The sequence below is a fragment of the Corynebacterium sp. KPL2850 genome (genome assembly GCF_040225855.1).
GTDB lineage: Bacteria > Actinomycetota > Actinomycetes > Mycobacteriales > Mycobacteriaceae > Corynebacterium.
Genome location: NZ_JBEHFV010000037.1, coordinates 1 through 19,420, shown reverse-complemented (window position 1 = coordinate 19,420; position 19,420 = coordinate 1). Strand labels below are relative to the sequence as shown.

General features: G+C 56.6%; 20 protein-coding genes and 1 pseudogene. 11 read left to right on the top strand and 10 right to left on the bottom strand.

Annotated features, from left to right (window positions below; genetic code table 11):
- Nucleotides 1-76: 76 nt before the first annotated feature.
- Nucleotides 77-919 (bottom strand): annotated as a pseudogene (locus ABRP93_RS10530) (sodium:solute symporter family transporter); the annotation flags it as partial.
- Between the two features lie 180 nt (nt 920-1,099).
- Here ABRP93_RS10530 and ABRP93_RS10525 point away from each other — a divergent pair.
- The 7 genes from ABRP93_RS10525 to ABRP93_RS10495 all read left to right on the top strand — a co-directional run bounded on the left by ABRP93_RS10525 (nt 1,100) and on the right by ABRP93_RS10495 (nt 9,750).
- Nucleotides 1,100-4,117: a DEAD/DEAH box helicase gene (locus tag ABRP93_RS10525; protein WP_502879664.1), complete on the top strand. Its 3,018-nt coding sequence runs from the start codon at nt 1,100-1,102 to the stop codon at nt 4,115-4,117.
- 4 nt (nt 4,118-4,121) lie between these two features.
- The gene (locus tag ABRP93_RS10520) at nt 4,122-4,943 is read left to right on the top strand and encodes an SWIM zinc finger family protein (RefSeq protein WP_349887893.1); all 822 of its coding nucleotides are present in this window, start codon (nt 4,122-4,124) and stop codon (nt 4,941-4,943) included.
- 2 nt (nt 4,944-4,945) lie between these two features.
- Complete coding sequence (locus tag ABRP93_RS10515; RefSeq protein WP_349887892.1) at nt 4,946-6,061, top strand: metallophosphoesterase family protein; 1,116 nt, start codon at nt 4,946-4,948, stop codon at nt 6,059-6,061.
- A gap of 5 nt (nt 6,062-6,066) precedes the next feature.
- On the top strand, nt 6,067-8,655 hold the full coding sequence (locus tag ABRP93_RS10510) for an AAA family ATPase (RefSeq protein ID WP_349887891.1): 2,589 nt from the start codon (nt 6,067-6,069) through the stop codon (nt 8,653-8,655).
- A gap of 5 nt (nt 8,656-8,660) precedes the next feature.
- On the top strand, nt 8,661-9,167 hold the full coding sequence (locus ABRP93_RS10505) for a MarR family winged helix-turn-helix transcriptional regulator (protein ID WP_023026318.1): 507 nt from the start codon (nt 8,661-8,663) through the stop codon (nt 9,165-9,167).
- A complete protein-coding gene (locus tag ABRP93_RS10500; protein WP_349887890.1) occupies nt 9,154-9,474 on the top strand; it encodes a molecular chaperone GrpE in 321 nt (106 codons plus the stop codon). The genes ABRP93_RS10505 and ABRP93_RS10500 overlap by 14 nt, the downstream gene beginning before the upstream one ends.
- 72 nt (nt 9,475-9,546) lie before the next feature.
- On the top strand, nt 9,547-9,750 hold the full coding sequence (locus ABRP93_RS10495; RefSeq protein WP_023026320.1) for a hypothetical protein: 204 nt from the start codon (nt 9,547-9,549) through the stop codon (nt 9,748-9,750).
- 56 nt (nt 9,751-9,806) lie between these two features.
- Here ABRP93_RS10495 and ABRP93_RS10490 read toward each other — a convergent pair whose 3' ends face one another.
- Together ABRP93_RS10490 and ABRP93_RS10485 are read right to left on the bottom strand one after the other, a co-directional pair.
- Complete coding sequence (locus tag ABRP93_RS10490) at nt 9,807-10,961, bottom strand: ABC transporter permease (RefSeq protein ID WP_349887889.1); 1,155 nt, start codon at nt 10,959-10,961, stop codon at nt 9,807-9,809.
- Between the two features lie 18 nt (nt 10,962-10,979).
- Nucleotides 10,980-11,882, bottom strand: coding sequence for an ABC transporter ATP-binding protein (locus ABRP93_RS10485; protein WP_349862672.1), 903 nt, complete (start codon nt 11,880-11,882; stop codon nt 10,980-10,982).
- A 177-nt stretch (nt 11,883-12,059) separates the two neighbouring features.
- On the opposite strand from ABRP93_RS10485, the gene ABRP93_RS10480 reads away from it, so the two are divergent.
- Nucleotides 12,060-12,509, top strand: coding sequence for a Panacea domain-containing protein (locus ABRP93_RS10480; RefSeq protein ID WP_349862675.1), 450 nt, complete (start codon nt 12,060-12,062; stop codon nt 12,507-12,509).
- Between the two features lie 516 nt (nt 12,510-13,025).
- Here the strand turns inward: ABRP93_RS10480 and ABRP93_RS10475 are convergent.
- From ABRP93_RS10475 to ABRP93_RS10460, 4 genes are all read right to left on the bottom strand, one after another.
- Nucleotides 13,026-13,184, bottom strand: coding sequence for a hypothetical protein (locus ABRP93_RS10475; protein WP_349862677.1), 159 nt, complete (start codon nt 13,182-13,184; stop codon nt 13,026-13,028).
- 207 nt (nt 13,185-13,391) lie between these two features.
- The gene (locus tag ABRP93_RS11725; protein ID WP_502879663.1) at nt 13,392-14,492 is read right to left on the bottom strand and encodes a site-specific integrase; all 1,101 of its coding nucleotides are present in this window, start codon (nt 14,490-14,492) and stop codon (nt 13,392-13,394) included.
- Between the two features lie 40 nt (nt 14,493-14,532).
- The gene (locus ABRP93_RS10465; protein WP_349887888.1) at nt 14,533-14,754 is read right to left on the bottom strand and encodes a hypothetical protein; all 222 of its coding nucleotides are present in this window, start codon (nt 14,752-14,754) and stop codon (nt 14,533-14,535) included.
- Nucleotides 14,755-14,910, bottom strand: a complete 156-nt coding sequence (locus ABRP93_RS10460) for a hypothetical protein (RefSeq protein ID WP_349887887.1) — start codon at nt 14,908-14,910, stop codon at nt 14,755-14,757. It abuts the gene before it with no gap.
- A gap of 460 nt (nt 14,911-15,370) precedes the next feature.
- On the opposite strand from ABRP93_RS10460, the gene ABRP93_RS10455 reads away from it, so the two are divergent.
- The 3 genes from ABRP93_RS10455 to ABRP93_RS10445 all read left to right on the top strand — a co-directional run bounded on the left by ABRP93_RS10455 (nt 15,371) and on the right by ABRP93_RS10445 (nt 17,012).
- The gene (locus tag ABRP93_RS10455; protein WP_349887886.1) at nt 15,371-15,850 is read left to right on the top strand and encodes a Panacea domain-containing protein; all 480 of its coding nucleotides are present in this window, start codon (nt 15,371-15,373) and stop codon (nt 15,848-15,850) included.
- 3 nt (nt 15,851-15,853) lie between these two features.
- Nucleotides 15,854-16,237 (top strand): hypothetical protein, encoded by a 384-nt coding sequence (locus ABRP93_RS10450; RefSeq protein WP_349887885.1) that lies wholly within the window; start codon nt 15,854-15,856, stop codon nt 16,235-16,237.
- Between the two features lie 490 nt (nt 16,238-16,727).
- Complete coding sequence (locus tag ABRP93_RS10445) at nt 16,728-17,012, top strand: hypothetical protein (RefSeq protein WP_349887884.1); 285 nt, start codon at nt 16,728-16,730, stop codon at nt 17,010-17,012.
- A gap of 309 nt (nt 17,013-17,321) precedes the next feature.
- Here the strand turns inward: ABRP93_RS10445 and ABRP93_RS10440 are convergent, their stop codons facing one another.
- The 3 genes from ABRP93_RS10440 to ABRP93_RS10430 all read right to left on the bottom strand — a co-directional run bounded on the left by ABRP93_RS10440 (nt 17,322) and on the right by ABRP93_RS10430 (nt 19,253).
- Nucleotides 17,322-17,783 carry a hypothetical protein gene (locus ABRP93_RS10440; RefSeq protein WP_349887883.1) on the bottom strand — a complete coding sequence of 154 codons (462 nt, stop codon included), beginning with the start codon at nt 17,781-17,783 and terminating at the stop codon, nt 17,322-17,324.
- 16 nt (nt 17,784-17,799) lie between these two features.
- Nucleotides 17,800-18,063, bottom strand: coding sequence for a hypothetical protein (locus ABRP93_RS10435; RefSeq protein WP_349887882.1), 264 nt, complete (start codon nt 18,061-18,063; stop codon nt 17,800-17,802).
- A gap of 101 nt (nt 18,064-18,164) precedes the next feature.
- Nucleotides 18,165-19,253: a type I restriction enzyme HsdR N-terminal domain-containing protein gene (locus ABRP93_RS10430; RefSeq protein WP_349887881.1), complete on the bottom strand. Its 1,089-nt coding sequence runs from the start codon at nt 19,251-19,253 to the stop codon at nt 18,165-18,167.
- Nucleotides 19,254-19,420 lie beyond the last annotated feature (167 nt).

Sequence of the window (19,420 nt, the reverse complement as noted above, 5' to 3'; positions counted from 1 at the left end):
CGAAGCCGCCGGATCAGCTACACTTACTATCGCATCTTGATTAAATCCCCGTGTCCACTTTCCGGGGTTCGGGCCCACGGCCCTGCTTGGCGTCGGAAGGCTTACGCAGCGCCATGAAGCGCACGATGATGTGCGGCTGGCCAAAGTAGCCAAGGCCCCAAGCTGCGTTACCAACGATAACACCAGCGGAAACGCCAGCGAAGAGAGAGAAATAGTTATCGTTTGGCTCAAGTGCGCCGTCGGTAGCGTAGTTGTTCTCGGTAGCGAAGGAGAAGATCGCGCCGGCATCGTCAAGAGCGAAAAGCGCCATGATTGGCACGATCAGCAGGGCGACGAACATCAGCATGCCCTGCATAGCGTCGGTGTAGGACACTGCCAAGAAACCGCCGATGAAGGTGTAGAAAATGGTCACTGCGGCGATGACCAACATACCGGTGATGTAGTCGCCACCGAAGGTGGACTCGAAGTAACGACCACCGGAGACCATGCCGGAAGAGACGTAGAAGGTAAAGAAGAAAATAATGATAACTGCGGAGATAATACGCAGCAGGCGCGACTTATCGCGCAAACGGTTCTCGAAGAAGGAAGGAACCGTAATGGAATCGCCCGCAACCTCCGAGTAAGCGCGAAGACGCGGCGCAATCCACTTCCAGTTAGCCCATGCACCGATAAGGAGGCCGATAGGCATCCACAGCTCGGAAAAACCGGAAAGGAAGAGCGCGCCAGGCAGACCCATAAGCAGCCAGCCGGACATATCTGATGCGCCGGCGGAGAGAGCAGCTACGAATGGGTGCAGGCCACGGCCGCCCAAAACATAATCGTCATATTCGTCGGTTTGTTTGTAGCTCCAGTAGCCAATGGCTGCCATTACGAGGAAGTACACAATCATCGCAATGACGTACCAAGTTGATTCTTGCACGTTTCACTCCTTGTAGTGATTTATCGGACATATACACGTTAACGGTGACTTAAGGTTCACCCAAGCTAAAATACAGCTGTGGCGTAGATCTCTGGTGATGTTTTTCACCATTTAACTGCGCAAAGACGTGAATATAACGAGCTTGTAACAAAACTAAACCGGGCTGCTATGCTGGCCGTTATGGCTTCTTACCTTGTGCATGGCCTTTGGCTGCCGGTCTCGGGGCTTGGTCTATGGATTGAGCAGGTAGAAGGGCACAAGATTGTTATGCCTTCGGCCGTCCCAGAGGGGACGTTTCCACAGGCAGTCGATGCCATCTTGGCTAAGAAATCTTTCCGGAACCGGGCGCGGGTATCGCTGCGGACCCCGAAGGGCAAAGACGTCTCGCTCATGGTGCCCATGGCCATGTTTGCCCCGGAAGAAGCGGTAGAAACCCTAGCCCAGCTGGAATACCTGGATCATCATCCACCGGCATCGATTGCGCCGGATCTGCACTGGCTCATCCACGCATATAGCGGGCTGAGCAAGTTTGTCTGCGCGGGCAGGGTGACGTTCCGGCTGGCGTACCAGGCCAACGAGTGGTTTCCCATGTGGCAGCTTGCCTCGGGTTTGGGCGAGCGCGGTTGGCTCGCAGAGATGATGGCTGCGGCACCGGGGATTCTCCACATAAATAATAGAGCCCTTTCGGATGACCTAGCGGATGAACTGACGCATTGGATTGCCAACCGGGAATTGCAGCCGCTACTTAATGAACCACGGCCCATGCCTTGGCATGACTTCGCCCGCGCATTGCTGACGACGGCCCCCATCCGCCGCGGTCGTGCGCAACTGCTGCGTGGCCTCAATGAATGGAAAAATTCCATTTACCAGGTGGAACTCCAGCTCGTCTACATCGTGGAGGAACCGGCAGAACAGGATCCAGAAGATGCAGCGTGGCCGATTCGGGTGCGCGTGCGCTCTGGAACGGATTCGCCGCGGCCGGTATTGGCGGATGAGTTGGATAGGGCGAGCATCGAGAAGCTGCGCGAAAACCACCGTAAGGCCGTGCATGCGGCGCCGAGCCTGGGCCAGAGTACGCAAATGCCCCAGCCTGGCGACGGCGATTGGGATGTCTACCTGGACCCGGAGCACCTCACGCAGTTTATTGCACACGAGGTGCCCGAGCTGAAAAAGCGGGGCATTACCGTCATGCTGCCCAAATCGTGGGCGCAGATGGATACGAAGGCCAAGCTGGAAACTCGTGAGGCGAGGGATCCGGCAGAGGCCGCCACGAAGAAACACATCGGCATGAATCAGCTCGTGGACTATAACTGGCGCATGTCCGTGGGCGATGTGGAGCTTACCGAGTCTGAGATGGACGAGCTGGTCAACTCCAAGTCCGGGCTCATTCAGCTGCGCGGCAAGTGGGTGATGGCCGATACCCAGGTCGTATCCAAAGTCTCGTCCTATATGGAGGAGCTGGCGGATAAGTCCCGGGAGCGCGCCAAGAAGGAGCTCGAGCAGCTGGCGGCCTCGGCAGAGATGGCCAAGAAGCTGGGTGAGCCGGGCTGGCAGCAGCTCATGGCGGAGGTCGAGCGCCGCCGCGCTGAGTTCAACGAGAAGAGCGAGCACCAAGTCACGGTGGCGGAGCTGCGGGAGCTGGCGCTCGAGTCGATGGCCCAAGAACCCATCGAATTTACCGGCAGCACGTGGCATACCGCGTTGCTCGGCGGCATGGATACGGTTGCGCCTAAGCGCGTGGATATTCCGGAGACCGTGCATGCTGAGCTGCGCGAGTATCAGCGCACGGGCGTTGACTGGCTGTATTGGATGTCGCGCAACAATATTGGCGCCGTGCTTGCCGATGACATGGGGCTCGGCAAAACACTCCAACTACTGTCCCTATTGGCGGTGGAGAAGGAACGCGGTGAACAGACCGGGCCCACCTTGGTCGTCGCGCCGACCTCCGTGGTAGGTAACTGGGCTCGAGAGGCCCGCCGCTTCGTGCCGGATTTCGAGGTTATGGTGCAACACGGCGCGGGGCGTCCAGGTGGGGAAAAGTTCCTCGAGGCCGCCGGAAAAGCAGATCTCGTCATTACTACCTATGGCACCGTGAGCCGGGACTTTAACCTCTTGGGCGAGGTGTCTTGGCAGCGCGTGGTGCTGGATGAGGCGCAGGCCATCAAGAACTCGGCCACGCGCTCCTCCAAGGCGGTGCGATCCCTGCCCTCCGAGCACCGCGTGGCGCTGACCGGTACGCCAGTGGAAAACCGGTTGTCAGAGATGCGCTCCATCTTGGACTTTTGCAACCCCGGGATCTTGGGAACGGCGTCCTTCTTCCGCAATCACTTTGCCAAGGCCATCGAGCGCAATAATGATGAGGAGATGTCCGAGCGCCTGCGCGCGCTGACCGCGCCCCTTATCCTGCGCCGCGTCAAGACCGATCCCAATATCATCGATGACCTGCCGGAAAAGTCCGAGCAGATTCTTACCGTATCCATGACCACCGAGCAGGCCGCGCTGTATAAGGCGCTGGTCAATGAGGTGAAGAAGAGCCTGGAGGATGCTACGGGCATCAGCAAGCGCGGCATCGTCTTGGCCTCGCTGACCCGCATTAAACAGATTTGCAATCACCCAGCACACTACCTTGGTGATGATTCGCCGGTGGTTATCAAGGGCAAGCACCGCTCGGGCAAGGTGAAGGAGCTGATGCGGATTGTCGATGCCGCCACCGAATCCGGCGAACGCCTGCTGATCTTTACTCAGTACAAGGCCTTCGGTGATATCTTGCAACCCTACCTGAGCGGGCAACTGGGCCATGAGATTCCCTTCCTACACGGCGGGGTGACCAAGAATAAACGCGACCAGATGGTGGAGGACTTCCAGGCCGATGATGGCCCACAGGCGATGATCCTTTCGCTCAAAGCAGGCGGCACGGGCCTGAACCTAACCGCGGCATCGATCGTGGTGCACATGGACCGCTGGTGGAATCCCGCGGTGGAAAACCAGGCCACGGACCGCGCCTTCCGCATTGGTCAGCGCCGCAACGTGCAGGTGTATAAGATGATTACCGCTGGCACGTTGGAAGAATCCATCCAAGACATTTTGGATGGCAAGACTCAGCTGGCTGGGGCCGTCGTCGGCGAAGGCGAGGGCTGGCTCACGGAATTGGAGCCGGACCAGCTGGCGGAGCTCATGAGTTACCGGGGAAAGGAGTAAGCGGATGGCCGTCAAAGGCGATGACAATGTCATCTACGCAAACTTTGGTACCCGCAAGCGCGTGAGCACCCCGGATGAGGTCAACCATGTTGACCGCAGCGGGCGGCTGCTGTCCAAGACCGCCGCTCGGATTTCTTCCTTTACCAGCCATGACGCGGACCGGGGGCGGATTACCCGCGGGCGCCAGTACGCCGAGGGCGGGCACGTCGTTGGTTTGGAAATCCGCAATGGTGCCATCCATGGGCGCGTGGCCGGTTCCCAGAACGAGCCTTTTTCCGTACTCATCCAGTTGCCGTACCGCGATAATGACGATATCGCGGCACTGGCCAGCCAATTCGCGCGCACGCCCAATTCCGTAGCGAACGCGCGCAAAGGCCTGCTATCTGAGGAAGCGCTGGATACCTTGTTCGCCAGCGAGGCCGAAGAGCTGCGCTTATCCTGCACCTGCCCGGATTCCGCCTATACCTGCAAGCACGTCGTGGCGGTGGGAGATAGGCTCGCCACCCGCGCGGACGCGGATCCCGCCGTGATTTTCAACATGCGCGGGATGGATTTTGCGCGCTTGGAAAAGGCCGTCATGGAGCAATCGCAGCAGGTCTCCCGCGAAAGCTTTGGGGCCAGCGATTTATCCGCGGAAGAAAAGAACGATGTGTTCTGGAACGGCCGCGAGATGCCGAAACTGCCGCACCCCAAGGTTGCCCCGGCGCTGGAAGATTCTGATCCAGACCTCTTGCGCAAGGCCCTGCGGGCCGTATCGCATACCAATATTGAGCTTTTGCGCGCCGTGTCCGATATTGAAGACCTCTACTACCACTTAACGCACTGATTATGACTGCAACGACCTTTATCCACACGTCCGACTTCCAGCTGGGAATGACCCGCTGGTTCTTGAAGGGGGAGGCGCAAGGTCGTTTCAACGATGACCGCGAGTCCGCCATCATGCACCTAGGCCAGCTGGCGGAGGAGGTTGGCGCGGAGTTCATCGTCGTCGCCGGCGATGTATTTGAACACAATGCGCTCTCCCGGGAGATCTTGGCCCGCGCCACCGAGATGTTTAAGCGCTTGCCGGTGCCGGTGTATGTGCTGCCCGGAAACCACGATCCGCTGGTCGCCGACTCGGTATTTTATCGCACTAGCGCGGACAACGTGCACGTCATTGCGGATTCTGAGCCCATCGAGGTGGGTAAGGGCGTGGAAGTGGTCGGGGCGCCGTATCTGTCCAAGCGCGCCAACCACGATTTGGTGCGCCAGGCCTTGGAGCCGCTCGAACCCACGGAAGGAATCCGGATTGCCGTGGGCCATGGCCAGGTGGATTCGCGTACTAGCGGGGGAGATGCCGATACCATCGACCTGGAATTCGTCGAACAGTGTTTGGAGCGCGGGGTGATTGATTACTTGGCGCTGGGCGATACCCACTCGACGGCCAGCCTGGGCACAACCGGGCGCGTCTGGTTCTCCGGCAGCCCGGAGACCACGGACTTTAAGGAGTGCTCCACTGGTGGCGGCGAGGCCGATTCCGGGAATGCGCTGGTGGTAAGGATTGAGGGGGAGGATATAGACATCGATAAGCGCAGCATCGGGCGTTGGACGTTTGAGGCCCTCGATGCCTCCGTCAATTCCACCGAGGATGTCGAACGCTTCCTGCGCAGCCTGGAAGAGTACCCGGATAAGGTGCGCACGGCGATTAAATACAGCCTGCAGGGGACCCTTGGCATCGCGGCGCACGCCCGGCTGCAGCGTGGGCTGGATGAGTTGGAGGCGGTCTTTGCCTCGCTGCGCCCGCGCGAGCGGACCATGGACCTGTTCTTGGAGCCTAGCGAAGATGAACTAGCCAACCTGGATATTTCCGGCTATGCCGCCGACGCCTTGCAAGAGCTGCTGGATAACCGCGAGGATCCGGTGGCCCGCGACGCCGCCAACCTGCTATTTCGCCTGGAAGGATAAACCACATGCGCATCCACAGCTTAGAGATTAAAAACGTCCGCGGCATCGAGCACCTGGTTTTGGATGACCTCCCAGAAACCGGGGTGGTGGTCATCCACGGCGAGAACGAGGCTGGTAAATCCACCATCGTGGAGGCCCTCGATGTGGTGCTGACTGAAAAACACACGGCGCGCCCTAGCGGCATCCGGGACTTACAGCCGGTGGGCAAGGACGTATCGCCGGAGGTCATCGCGGATATTTCCGTGGGGGAATACCGCTTTCGCATTGCCAAGCGCTGGCTGCAGAAGAAGTACTGTGAGCTGGCCATCTCTGCCCCGCGCCACGCGCAATATACCGGGCGCCAGGCCGATGACGAGCTGGAACAGATCTTAAGCCAGAACATGGATCGCCAGCTTCTCGATGTCCTCTTTATGCGCCAGGACGATTCCAATGACGCCATCTCCGCGGTGGGCATCCCGTCGCTGACGCAGGCCCTCGAGCAGGAGTCCGGCTTGGCGGAGGATGAGGTATCCGGCGATGATTCTCAGCTTTTGGGCAAGGTGGATAAGGAATATAAGCGCTACTACACCGAAAAGACGGGCAAGGCGGCCGGCGAGTATAAGAAGGCTCAAGACAATGCGGAGCGTGCCAAGCAGGAGCTGGAGGAAGCAACCGCTGCGGTGCGCGGGCTCGATTCCGTTGTGGAACGCTACGAGCACTTGGAACGCCAGCAAGAAGAGGCCGAGGCACAGCTTCCCGCGGCCCGCAAGGACCTCACCGAGAAACAGGCCGCCGCGGACGAGGCCGTGAAGGCCCAACACCAGGTGGATGCGCACAAGGCCGAGCTCACCCGCGCCAAGGAGGATTTCCAACGCGCGAAGGACGCGCAGTCTAAGCGCCAGGAGATAGCCGAGGCACTCGAGACCGCCGGCACCGCAAAGTCGAGCGCCGCGGATAAGCTTGCGACCGCCCGCGAGAAGGCCGCGGAGGAAAACGAGAAGAAAGAAGCGGTGGAAAAGAAGCTGGCCACTGCCAAAGAGGACTACGCCACCGCGCGCACAACGCTCAAACAGGCGCGGCTGTATCAGGACAAGGAGACCTTTAAGCGCCTGGATAAACGCCTGCTCAAGGTAGAGGACTTGGCACGTGGCGTGGAGAAGGCCCAGGCAGAGATCGCCCAGCGCGGGCGCGAGATGACCGCCGCGGATGTCGAGGAACTCCGCAAGGCGGATGCCGATCTCGCCTTGGCCAAGCGCCTTCACGACGCCACCGCTGCCAAGGTGGAGTTTTCCGGTCCGGAGGGCGCGGAGATTGGGGTGGATGGGAATCGGGTGGACATCGGCAAGCAGCCTGCAGTTGAGCTTGTCGATGGCCGCGAGATCACCATCGGCGATATCACCGCCCGCTTTGTGGCCGGCGCGTATTCTTCCGATAAGACCCAACGCGAGGTGGATCAGGCCGAGGCGCGCCTGCACGAGCTTTTTGATGCCACCGGTGTCGAGTCCATCGCCGCCGCCGAAGCCCTGCTTAAGGCGCACTCCGAGCAGAATTCCGGGTTGGATGCCGCAACGCGCAAGCTCGAGGGTGAGCTTGGGCCGGATGATTTGGGCGAACTGCGCGCCCAGCATGCGGCGCTCAAGGAGAAGGTCGCCGGGCTCGATGAAGCCCCGGCCATGGATCTATCTGCTGCAGAAGAAGCTGAGGAAGAAGCGCGCGAGCTTGTCGATGCCCTCGACCGCGAGCTTATTCCCTTCCGCGATAGCCGCATCGCCCACGACGTGGTGCGCTTAGAAGCCGAGCTCGAGGCCGTCACCGATAAGGCCGAGCGCGCCGAGCGCGAGTTGGCTGAAGCGCGGGAGAAAACCTCCGATGCCGGCTTAGAAGAAGAGGCAGAGCGGTTGGGTGATTTGGTAGGCAAGCTGCAGGAGCAGCTTTCTGAGATGGAGGCAGTGGACCTGGCTACCGCCCAGAGCTTGGTGGAGGGTGCGCAATCGCACCTGGACTACCTGCAGAATCAGGTGCAAGATGCGAAAGTGGAGCTGGGGAAGCTATCTAGCGAGATTAATTATCACTCCGGCGCGGCAGAGCGCGAGCAGCAGGCGCAGGCGGAAGCAGAGATGGCGCAGGCGGTGCTAGAAAGCGTGGAAAAGCGCGCGCTGGCGGCGCGTTACCTGCGCGAGCTGCTACTCAAACACCGCGATGCCGCGCGCCAGCGCTATGCCGAGCCATTCGTGGCGGCACTCGCCCAGCTGGCCCGCACCATCTATGGCGGGGACATCAGCTTTGAACTGGCAGACGACCTTTCCGTCACCGCCCGCACCCGCGATAATGAAACGGTGGCCATGACCAGTCTGTCCGGCGGCGCGCGCGAGCAGCTGGCCATCCTTACCCGCTTTGCCATCGCACGCTTAGTGGCAGGGGAGGAAACCGTGCCGGTCATCGTCGATGACGCGCTGGGCTCCACCGATTCCCACCGTCTGGAACTAATGTCCACCCTATTCTCACAGGTGGGCCGCGAGAACCAGGTTTTGGTCTTTACCTGCATGCCGCAGCGCTATTCGCGGGTACTTGGGCGCAGCGAGCGCGACATCGCCATGCTGAAGGGGGTAATCTAGTCCTTATGTCTGAACAAACCCGCTGGTTAAACGATGATGAACAGGAGCTATGGCGCCTACTCTTGGCTGCGACCCGCAAGATAGATAGGGGCATGGACGAGACCCTTAAGGCGGGCGGAGAGATCTCCGTGTCCGAATTCGCGGTCTTGGTCTCCCTCTCGGAAGCCCCGGATCAGCACCTGCGGCTGCGCGACCTGTGCACAGAGCTCGCCTGGGATCGCTCGCGCGCCTCCCACCAGGTCACACGCATGGAAAAACGTGGGCTCTTGGTCAAGGAAAAGACCACCGATGATGGCCGCGGGGTCAACGTGCACATCACGGAGGCTGGGCTCCACCACCTCGAGCGCGCGGCCCCCGAACACGTGGAATCCGTCCGCCGCTTGGTATTCGATCATCTCCACGAGGATGACGTTCCCGCGCTCAAGCGCTTTTTCCACGGGGTATTGCAGGTCAATAACATCCCCGGCTATTCGGGATTCGTCCCGGATTCTTTATTAAATGGAGGAAAATAATACCGCCATGATGGGACAAGAACTTTTCGAGCACCCTAAAAAGCAGCATAAAACGTATGGCTTAACGGCCTTGGGTGAGCTGGGCCAGCGCATTGGTGACCCAGAGGCTTTTGCCGAGGACCGTGCCGATGCCGATCAGCTTGCCGCGATGGAGGAAGCCCTGGAAACCTATCCCGATTCCGCGGTGACCTTTGATGAGGATGCCGATGCCTGGATCGTGGGCGCGGAAGAGGATATCGAGAAAATGTTCGCGGACCGCGAGGCATTCCTTGAGGCATTATTAAATGACGAAGATCCGGGGATCTAATGCCACCGCGGAGACCATAAACTGTTAAGATACTTTTAGTTAATCTTCGGTGAAGCGAGAGGTTTTATCATTATGAACGAGCGCGAGGCTCAAGAACAACGCGAGGCGGCGGCCCGCCAGCAATCTGAGGGCTGGGTTTCCGTTTTTGTCCAGTGGATTCCTTGCATGCTGCTGGCCCTAGTGCTGCTCGGTGCCATGTTCTTTGGCATGTACTACATCGAGCACGGCACGTTGGATATCACCCAGCCGATCACCAACGAATTCATCGTTGAGTAATTCTGCGCAGTAGAAAAATCCGGCCTCCCTAGGAAAGCGGGAGGCCGGATTTATTTTTATTTCTTGAGCACCTGGCGCCAGGTCATCTTCTTGCCATTATTCAAGATGGCGCGGCGGTAGATGTGCGCGACAACGATGAGGATCAGCGCGGTGACTACTGCGAGGACCGCGTAGCTGCCTGCCAAGCCCAGCCAGCTCATATTTCCGCTAGCAACTTGGAGGGGAGCAACCAACATGGAGACCGGCGGCACCCAGCCCATGACCTGCATCCAGGTGGCATCCAAGTTCGTCCAGCCAAACATGGTGATATACATGGTGGCAAAGACGAGGAGCAGGATGGGCATCTGCGTCGATTGCAGATCCTCGGTGCGCTGCACCATGGAGCCAGCTGCGGCATAGAGGCTGCCGAAGAACAAGAGGCCGAGGATTTCCCCGACGAGCAGGGCAGCGATGAGGCCATAATCGAGTTGGATTTCGCTCGCTGCGCCAGTAAATGCCAGGGAGGCCACGCCGCCGGCCAGGATGAGGAAGGTGCCGAGCAGCCCGATGATGGTATTGCCAATGACCTTGCCGGCCAGGAAATCCACCGGGCGCACCGTGGAAAGGATGATTTCGACCACGCGGGAAGACTTCTCTTCGGTAACGCGGCCGCCGATGAGCCCAGCGAAGGTCATGATGGAAAAGACCACCACCATGGAGGCGATAAGGACGATGGCAACATGTCCCATCTTTTCTTCGGAGGACTCATCGGCTTCCAGATCAACCGCGGTCACTTCGGCTGATGGAGTGGCGGCGGCAAGCTCTTGGGGATCAATATTCAGCGTATTCAAGGCCTCTGCCTGCGCCTGCGCCGCAACCACTTGATTGACCGTAGTGGAGATGGTGGTGGAGGCAGTGCCGTTGGCCAAAAGCTCCCATCCCTCGTCGGTGGCGGGCACGAGCGCGGCGTCGACGTCGCCGTCATCGATAAGCTGCACCGCGTCATCGCGGTCATCTGCGGCCTGGGCCTCCAGCCCGGAATCAGCGAATGCGTCTGCCTCCATGCCCACCACAGCGACGGAATCTGGTTCATCGTCTCCACCGGAGAGCAAGTCAATGATGATGGGGGTGGCGATGGCACCAATGAAAAGCAGGAGCATCATGATGACAACGGATTTGGTTTTTAAGGCAACCGCCATTTCGCGCTTGGCGACGGTCCCTATGGTCTTCATTGCCGAATATTGCACGGGCTAGGCCTCCTCGGTGCTGGTGGTGCTGGTGACGACGTCTTGGAAAAGCTCGGTAAGGTCAGGGACCTTGAGGCCGAAGGAGTGGACGGGGCCAGCGGCCATGGCAGCGCGCAAGATGGTTTGGTCATCGGTGCCGTCATCGGCTTCGAGCACTACGCCTGTATCTGTTTCCTCTACCAAGTGGGTGCCCTCCGGGTACCACCCGCGGGCGGGGGTTTCGACCCCATAGAGCGAGGCTCCCTGGGTGCGCAGCTCGTCTACCGTGCCTTCTGCCACCATGCGGCCTTGCGTGACGATGCCCACGTGATCGCACAGGCGCTGCACCAAGTCCAGCTGGTGGGAGGAAAAGATGACCGGCACCCCGCGCGCGGCGCGCTCGCGCAGCATGTCTGACATGACATTGACCGCGACGGGGTCCAAGCCGGAAAAGGGCTCATCCAAAATCAGCATATCGGGATCGTGGATGAGGGAGGCGGCCAGCTGCACGCGCTGCTGGTTACCCAAAGACAAATCATCCAGCTTGTCTTTCTGGCGTTCACCCAGCCCCAACTGCTCCAGGAGTTCCGTGCCGGATTTCTGGGCGGCCTGCTTGCTCATGCCGTGCAGGGTGCCCAGAAACGTTAGCTGGCTGAGTAGTGGTTCCTTGCCGTAGAGTCCGCGCTCTTCGGGCATATAGCCAATGCGGCGGCGGTTATCGTCATTAATGGGGGAGCCATCGAAATATACCTCGCCGGAGTCTTTCGCGAGCACACCCAGTGCGATGCGCATGGTGGTGGATTTTCCGGCACCATTGGAACCGACGAAACCGAAGATCTCGCCCTCCTGCACGCTAAAGGTCATATCCCGCAGCGCTCGGACACTGCCAAAGGATTTATTGAGATGGTCGATTTCTAAGGTGGGCAAGGGGTCTCCTCCATGTCGCGCCTATACTGCATAACTTTCGTGGATCTAAGTACCTTAGTATTTCATAAGCCTAATAGTTTGGCAATGGCATCCATCGAAAGCTAGGTTGAATGACATTCTGCCTGCTTCAAAGCTTCAGTGCTGTAGCGTTAAGAACAAGCAGGAGGGAGGTGCACAATGAAGCAATACAATGCCCATCAAATCGCAGAATGGCTCGTAGCTTGGGCTGAAGAAACCGAAGAAGCCGAGCTCACACCGCTGAAAATTCAAAAGCTGCTTTATTACGCAAAGGGTCTTTACATGCGAGCCTCCGGAGGAGTGCCGCTCTTCAATGAACGGATGGAAGCATGGGCCCACGGACCTGTCGTTGTAGACATCTACCGCGAACTTAAAAAGTACGGTAAGAGCCCGATCGACCCCGATACTTTTATTTCTGATGACTTCAACTGGGACGATTACCGGCCTGTGGAAGATACCTTGATTGAAGTATGGAATAAGTACGGGCCCTATTCCGCATGGGCTTTACGTAATAAGACCCACACGGAGTCGCCTTGGAAGAAAAACTTCGTTGATGAAAAACGGGGGCTTGAGATTTCTGATGCCGACCTCAAAGAATACTTCAACTAGATATGGGAAAGAAAAGTAAGAGACGTGGCACGCGCCTGGTCTCGAAGAATCACAGTGGTGCAGATACAGGCGTCTTGAGCGCAATACGAGCGGCATCAAACGAATACCCGCTCCTGTCCACTAGGTTTCTGCAGAGCGGATGGGGATTCGGGCAAATGACCGATAGGATGCGCCGCGAGTTCCTCGATAAATGGCACAAACGCTCACTAACTTCTTGGACAGATCTCGTTAATCACCACAGGCACGGGCTCGGCTCGGAATTTATCCCAAAAAACGAAATCAAAGCTCAAATCCCTAGGCAGTTCCAAGAGCTAACCAAATTCCGCGTGTTCCGACACCAAGAAAACCTTCCATTCGTTGGCTGGAAAGACGGTGGAATTTTCTATGTTCTATGGATAGAGACTAAATGGGGGGACCTTTACTCACATTAAAGCGGAGCCCGCGACACCTGCCACGCGCTGGCCCTAGCCCCGTCTCACAATTTCCGCTCGGCGTTTGCGTCCGTGATTCGCAGGCTTATTTTTTCCATACTTTCTTGTAGGTGGCACAGCCAAGTACAACCACCGCCATACCGGTGAGAATGGTGCTGGAGGTAGTGAACCCGTTGATGACGTTGATGGTCAGGGATATGGCCAGTAGGGCCAGGGCGACGAAGTAGAGAGTTCGTGCGCTCACGATTTTGTCCTTTCGTTTAGTATTGGAGGGGTAGCCTCGGGGTTCAGGATGGTTGATGCTTCCTGAACCCTCGGTGGCTACATAATCCGAAAACGGGGCTCACAGTGAAGCCCCTCGCTGGCAAAAGCGAGGGGCTAAAAATTTTGTGTCCCCGACAGGGATCGAACCTGCCACACGCACCATGTTTAACCAGCGTAAAAGGTGTGTTTAGGCTCCACGTGACGACAATTTGACGACATCTGAAACACGCTCATTTACCGCATGCCTCACCGCCTCCAAATCCTCATCAAACAACTCCGCATACGTATCCAACGTCATGGCCGCCGACGCATGACCCAGCTGCCTTTGCACGGCTTTCACATTCGCCCCCGCCGACACCATCAACCCCGCAGCCACATGCCTAAGCCCATGCGGCGTCACACGCGGAAAGGAATCATCCTCCGCCATACACCTTTGCATCGCCCGGTCAAACCAATCACCATGGGAGGGAACCCGCATAGGCGAACCATCAGTACGCGCCCACACATACTCCTGAGGTCCTCGCCCCTCAATAAGAGGAGAGACGAGACGCATTACCGAGTCTGGAACAGCGACACTACGCCTCTCGTGCGTCTTAGGTACCCCAATAGCTACGTCACTGCCCACCGTCACAGCCGAACGCTCAATGCTAAACCTACCGCGCAGCACGTTTACGTCTCGCACCTGAAGCCCCGCAAGCTCACCCCACCTAAGCCCCACGGTACCCAACACCCACACAATCTCCCCGTGGCGCGTGCACGCCTCTGCAAGGCGCCCTAACTGCTCAGCCGTCAAATACACCTTCACAGCTTTGCCCTTACGCGGCAACTTCACACCACGGGCAGGATTCTCCCGAATAGCTTTATCCATAACCGCCAAATCAAGCACCTTCGCTAAAACGGAGTGAGCCTGCCTGACAGTGGAACCAGACTTACCCATTGTGGACACCCACTCTTGCACTGCAGACGGTTTGATAGCCGACACTGCAACATCGCCCCACGTGGGCAGGACATAGCGGCGCCACAGACCTATAGTCTCGTGCAACGTCTTAGGCTTAAGGTGAGTCTGCATGGAGAGCCAGCGCTCACCGACCTCGTAGACTCTCACCTTGCCGGCATTAGGGTCTATCCAATCTTGCTGGTGTATGGATACGGCGTTTTTGTCAGCCCAGGCTTGGGCCTCATTCTTAGTGCGGAATCCACGCTTCGTACGCGACCTGCCATCAGGGGAGCGATACTGAACCCGCCAAGCCTTACCCTTGGCGGTCTTATACGACTTAATAGAAGACATGACAAAATCCTCAGCAAAAAAGTTCGGGGGTTGGGTGGTTCTACTTTTTGATGGGTGAGCCGGGTCGGTTGTTGTGCCATTGTTTTACTTCTTCGGCGTCCCAGAGGGGGGCTGATTTGCCCCAGGTGGCTACGGGGGTGGGTGTGCGGTTGTTGGCGTAGTAGTTGGCCCAGGTGCGTGGGGTTACTCCGATATGGGTGGCGCATTCTTGGGTGTTGAAGAGGCGGCGTCCGGTGTCTTCGTCGATGATGATGGGGTGCATTTAGTCTTCTTTGTGTTGGTGGGTTGCGGTGGAGAGGTTGTATCCAGATAGTGCTGCGAGGGCTATGACGAGTGGCCAGAATGGCGTTGAGGCGATGAAGGCGTAGGCTCCGGCGGCGATGATGCCGCTGATGGCAGAGAGTTGTTTGAAGTTCATTGTGTGTCCTTCCTTTCGGTAGTGTGGAGGGGTAGCCCCCAGGGTTCAGGATGGTTGGAGCTTCCTGAACCCTAGGGGCTACTTTTTACGGTGTTTGCCCTTTCTTGGTGGATATTCTTTGCGGTACTGGATGTACTGCAGGATTAGACTGCAGGTACTTATTATCAGTGCCGCTACTTCCATGGGCGTCACCTCCTTCCACTTTTTAGTTTTCAGTGCGTCTCTCACGCGCACCACAACTAGTATAACGTACAATTACGTTACTTGTCAAATGGGATAACTCTGGAAAGTGCCCGGCGGTGAAACAGGTTCGAATAAGGCCCAGACGTTTCCTACCCACTTAGCTTCAGTCTCACTGAGCGAAAAACTGGCTCGCGAATCGGGGGTACCCGCGACCAGCGCGGCGGATACCGCGTTGATGAACGCGTTGCTATAGTTCGAGGTAAAGGAGGTGGAACCAATGGCGTACAGCCCAACGATGATTGCTAACAACATCTTAACCCGCGCTTTTGCGGAAAAGGCATACATGAGTCCCATGAAATTACAAAAAATCCTGTACTTCGTCGCAAGTGAGTATCAAAAGGCCACCAAGCGACCGCTGTTGGAAGAACCATTCTCCACGTGGGCTTATGGCCCAGTTGTTTACTCCGTATACGACGAATTCCGCAGTTTCAGCAAGGGCAACATCAAGCGGTACGCGCGTGACGCTCGCGGTGACGTGTTCGTCATTGATGAAGAGCAAGATATTGAGCTCAAGATTGCCCTTGACCGTATTTGGGATAAAACCAAATACTTGGGCGCGGTAAAATTGTCCGAAATTACGCACTCGCAAGGTTCCGCTTGGGACAAAGCCTTTCAAGAAGAGGAACCCGTTTTAAGCATCGCCGATATCGCTACAGACAGTACATATCGCGCACCACTTGGCCTTGAGGCGGCGTAGGCGGTGAGCAACACTAATCGGCCCAAAACACCGCCATCAATCCCCGAAGACGCAGCCAACGACCGAGAGCTAGACCTGAACGCAGACAGTAAAGGCATTCAGCCAGCAGCGCAATTCAACGGCGCTTCTCCGGTCCCACCCAAGCAAGCCGAACCGAAAAACTATCCCCAATGGCTTGACCAATTAAAATTTCAATTTGGCAAGAACCTGATAGGTTGGTGCCTCTTCCTAATTGTTGCATTGAGCCTAATTGATTTCTTCTGGGCTGGCTCAAACCCCGACAGTAACGCACTTGGTCCTGCTATTGAGCTCCTGAAGCTAGTAACAACAACGGCATTAGGCTTTGTATTCGCTAAGTCCAAATTTGATGATGATGCTGACAAATAGAAAATAGACTGTCTCCACGGCGCCTAATACCTGCGACGTCGTGCTCGCCTATGGAAACAGGCAGTAGCCCCGACTGGCAACGTGCCTCCGGGGCGGTATTCAGCTTTACATAAAATGAATGGGTAGTAGCGAAATACGTCCCTTGCAGCGCCAACGCATTAGTCGCATTTGGGACCGGGTTAGGTTTCGCATTAGGTCTTATCGTCGGTACGGGGATGAATCAAGGGACAGAAGCATTCATTGGCAAGCTTATTGCTTGCCTCGTCGAAGTTTACTAAGTGAACAAACGAAAGTTAAGACCAGTAGTGGTGCAAAACTTGTAGCTTTCGGCACCCAGTCGATTTCATGACTTCCACCATTGTGGACCGCGCTTAGCTTTCTCCACCCCGGACCGAAGAGATTAAAAAGGGGGAGGGTGAACATAGCCCAGACCAGTGCGGGAGCAAGCTGAGAAAGGCCGCTTGGGCTCTTATAGAATAGGAAACCTAAAATGGCCACCAATAAAGACATTCTTTCAAACTCGGAAGAGGCGGCCTCGTCTGTTATACAAAAATTTGTCGTGCGAAATCTGCTCCTCATCCACAAAAATCGGTCGAGAAGTAAAAGCCCGATGATTGTCGAAGTTCCTTTAACCAAAAGTGGTGTCTCTATCCGCCCTAACGGCAGCCAGGCAGCCAAGCAGAACAATGCCCATGTGAAGACGCAGAACCCTGAAATTACTAAATGGGTAAATACAATGCTCCTATTAGTTCTTCTCCCGCCGGTCTTTGCATAAAAACGGCTCCCTAGCCCAAAATCCAGGGTTTCCACTTTCCTCTTGCTTAGCACTTTTTCTCCAGAGATAGTTGAGTTGGTGTATGAAGGGAAATCAATCGCTGAACGCGTCTAGCCTTACCTGGGCCGGCTTGTGCGACTTGGCGCTAGCCATTATGCTTACTTCTTGTTCGCCAGGGCTGAGATACGCCTCGGGCGACGATTCCGAACCCTTGTGTTGGGTTTGAGATGCCCCTTTTTGTTCAGCATTCGACCGCACAGCAGCTGAGTAAAAAGGGGATTTGTGTGTTCTACAAGACCTTCACGGGGTCTATAGTTGTTGCATCCAGTCAATGACGACGGTTGGTTCCTCGTCTCCTGGTGCTTGGGTTACGGTGCATCCGAATCCGTCGCGTACGGTGCCGCCGAGTTCGTTTTTGGTGTCGACGTATGATTCGACTTTGAAGCCGTTTTCGACTGGTCGTGACTTCCATGCGTCGGGGTTTAGGTTGTGGAATTTGGCATGGTTCGGGTCGGTCAAATTGTCTTTGACTTCCATCTGGCATGCTACTTGTGCCGCTGATTCGCTCACGCCGTCTGGGGTTTCCTCGGTGGTTTCGACGGTGCTGGATTCTGCCGGCTTTGTGGATTCCTTTGGGTCTTTATCGTCATCGTGGTTACCGCATGAGGCTATCCATCCGGCGATAATCAGAATGATGACTACCAGGCATCCGCATCCCTTGACGGTGTCGGCCTTGTTATCTTCCTTATTGTCGTGCTTGCTCGGGGACAATCTCTTACTCTCCTTACTACCACTCAATGATGATTACAACGATAAGTAGGACGATGACTATCGCCCATACGGCGAGCCAGTTTCGGCGCTGTTTGTCCTTCGCTGTGCAGTAAAACCACCAGGCTCCAGGGATGATGCAGGCGATGCCGAGAAGTGCGGTTGATGCTGGCGTATCGGTGGTGCCTAGGGCGAGGGAAGCTATATCGAGCAGCCCGAAAAGGATGAATACGCCTGCCGCAATCCCCTTAACTATGTCTTTCCACTTATGTTTTGATTCCATGTCCTATCCTTTTTCTTTTGCGAAAGATGCTTGCGGGTGGTGCTGACTATCTAGGCCCATCCTTTTAGCGATCGGTCTCCCTGGCGAGAGCTCAGCGCGTTTTAGGAGTTTTCTTTTAGGAAGGCGCACCGTTTCCGTAAGAGGTCGGCGTAGTTGTAAATGTCTTCGATGTCATCTAAGTCGAAGTATTTTTGGTCTCGTTCCGTATCGAAAATGCCGATTCGAGGTACCCTGCGGTCGAAGTAAAGCCGGGCGATTGGGTTCCGATTGTTGTCTTGGTAGAGGATTGCGCAGTAGCTCTTCGCGTCGCGAAGTGCCACATCGTTTACCGGAACTTCGGCGCAGCAAATAGCTCTAATGATAGAGAATGCCTGAAGTTCTTCTTCGGTGGTGACGATTCCATCAGCGTCAGCGGCTGGTTCTTCATCTCCTTGTGGCTCGACGACGTTTTGATAGGTGGGTGTTGAAGCTTCGTCGAAGTCCTGTGCAGAGCGTAGCCGCCTATTGGCTTCATCTTTTAGGAATTGTGATTGGGCGGTTTCAACGAGCTGGGTGAATATTTGTAGATTTTGTGTGGTCATTCTACGGGACGTGACTCTGCTGGCTATCAGCTTTACCCAATCGGAATCTGGTTCCTTGAATTGGGACGATAGGACTTTTCGTATTTCGGAGATGTACTTCAACTGCTCTGCTGAGGCGGCTATTGTTTCCGAGTCGAAGCGGGATTTTGTGCACATCTCCAGGTGGGGGAAGATGCGTGCATCGACGTTTGCGAGGTCTAGCGTCATGAATGGTTTTTCGTCCATCCGGTTGGCCGCGTCGATCTGTGCGTAGAATTCGTACACTTCTCCGTTAGTGAGGATGGCGAATTCGGTGTCTGTGACGTTGAAGTAGCGAACGAGTTGGTTGGCGTGGGCGAGGTTGAGTGGTTCGCCTATCTTTTTGCATTCAATGAGGAATCGGAAGTCGTCTCCAGATTTGATGGCGAAGTCGACTTTTTCGCCCTTCTTGACGCCTACGTCCGCGGTGTATTCGGGGATTACTTCGCGTGGGTCTGTGACGTCATAGCCTAAGACGGTGCTGATGAAGGGGATGATAAGCGCAGTCTTGGTTGCTTCTTCTGTGGTGATGACAGGCTTGAGCTCTTGCACTTTGCTCGATAGTGCCTGTACGGACTGGTCGATACTCATGTTTTCCTTCGGGGGTTAGAGTGCGGCGTGGGTGGGGGTGTTTAGTTTGCCGCTTTGGAGTAGTTCCATCCATATTTTTAGCAGATGGTGGGGGGCCCGACCCCCGGAAAGTGGACACATCGGGGGCTAGCTATGCTGCTTTGGTCAGTATAGCCGAAGTCTCGGTT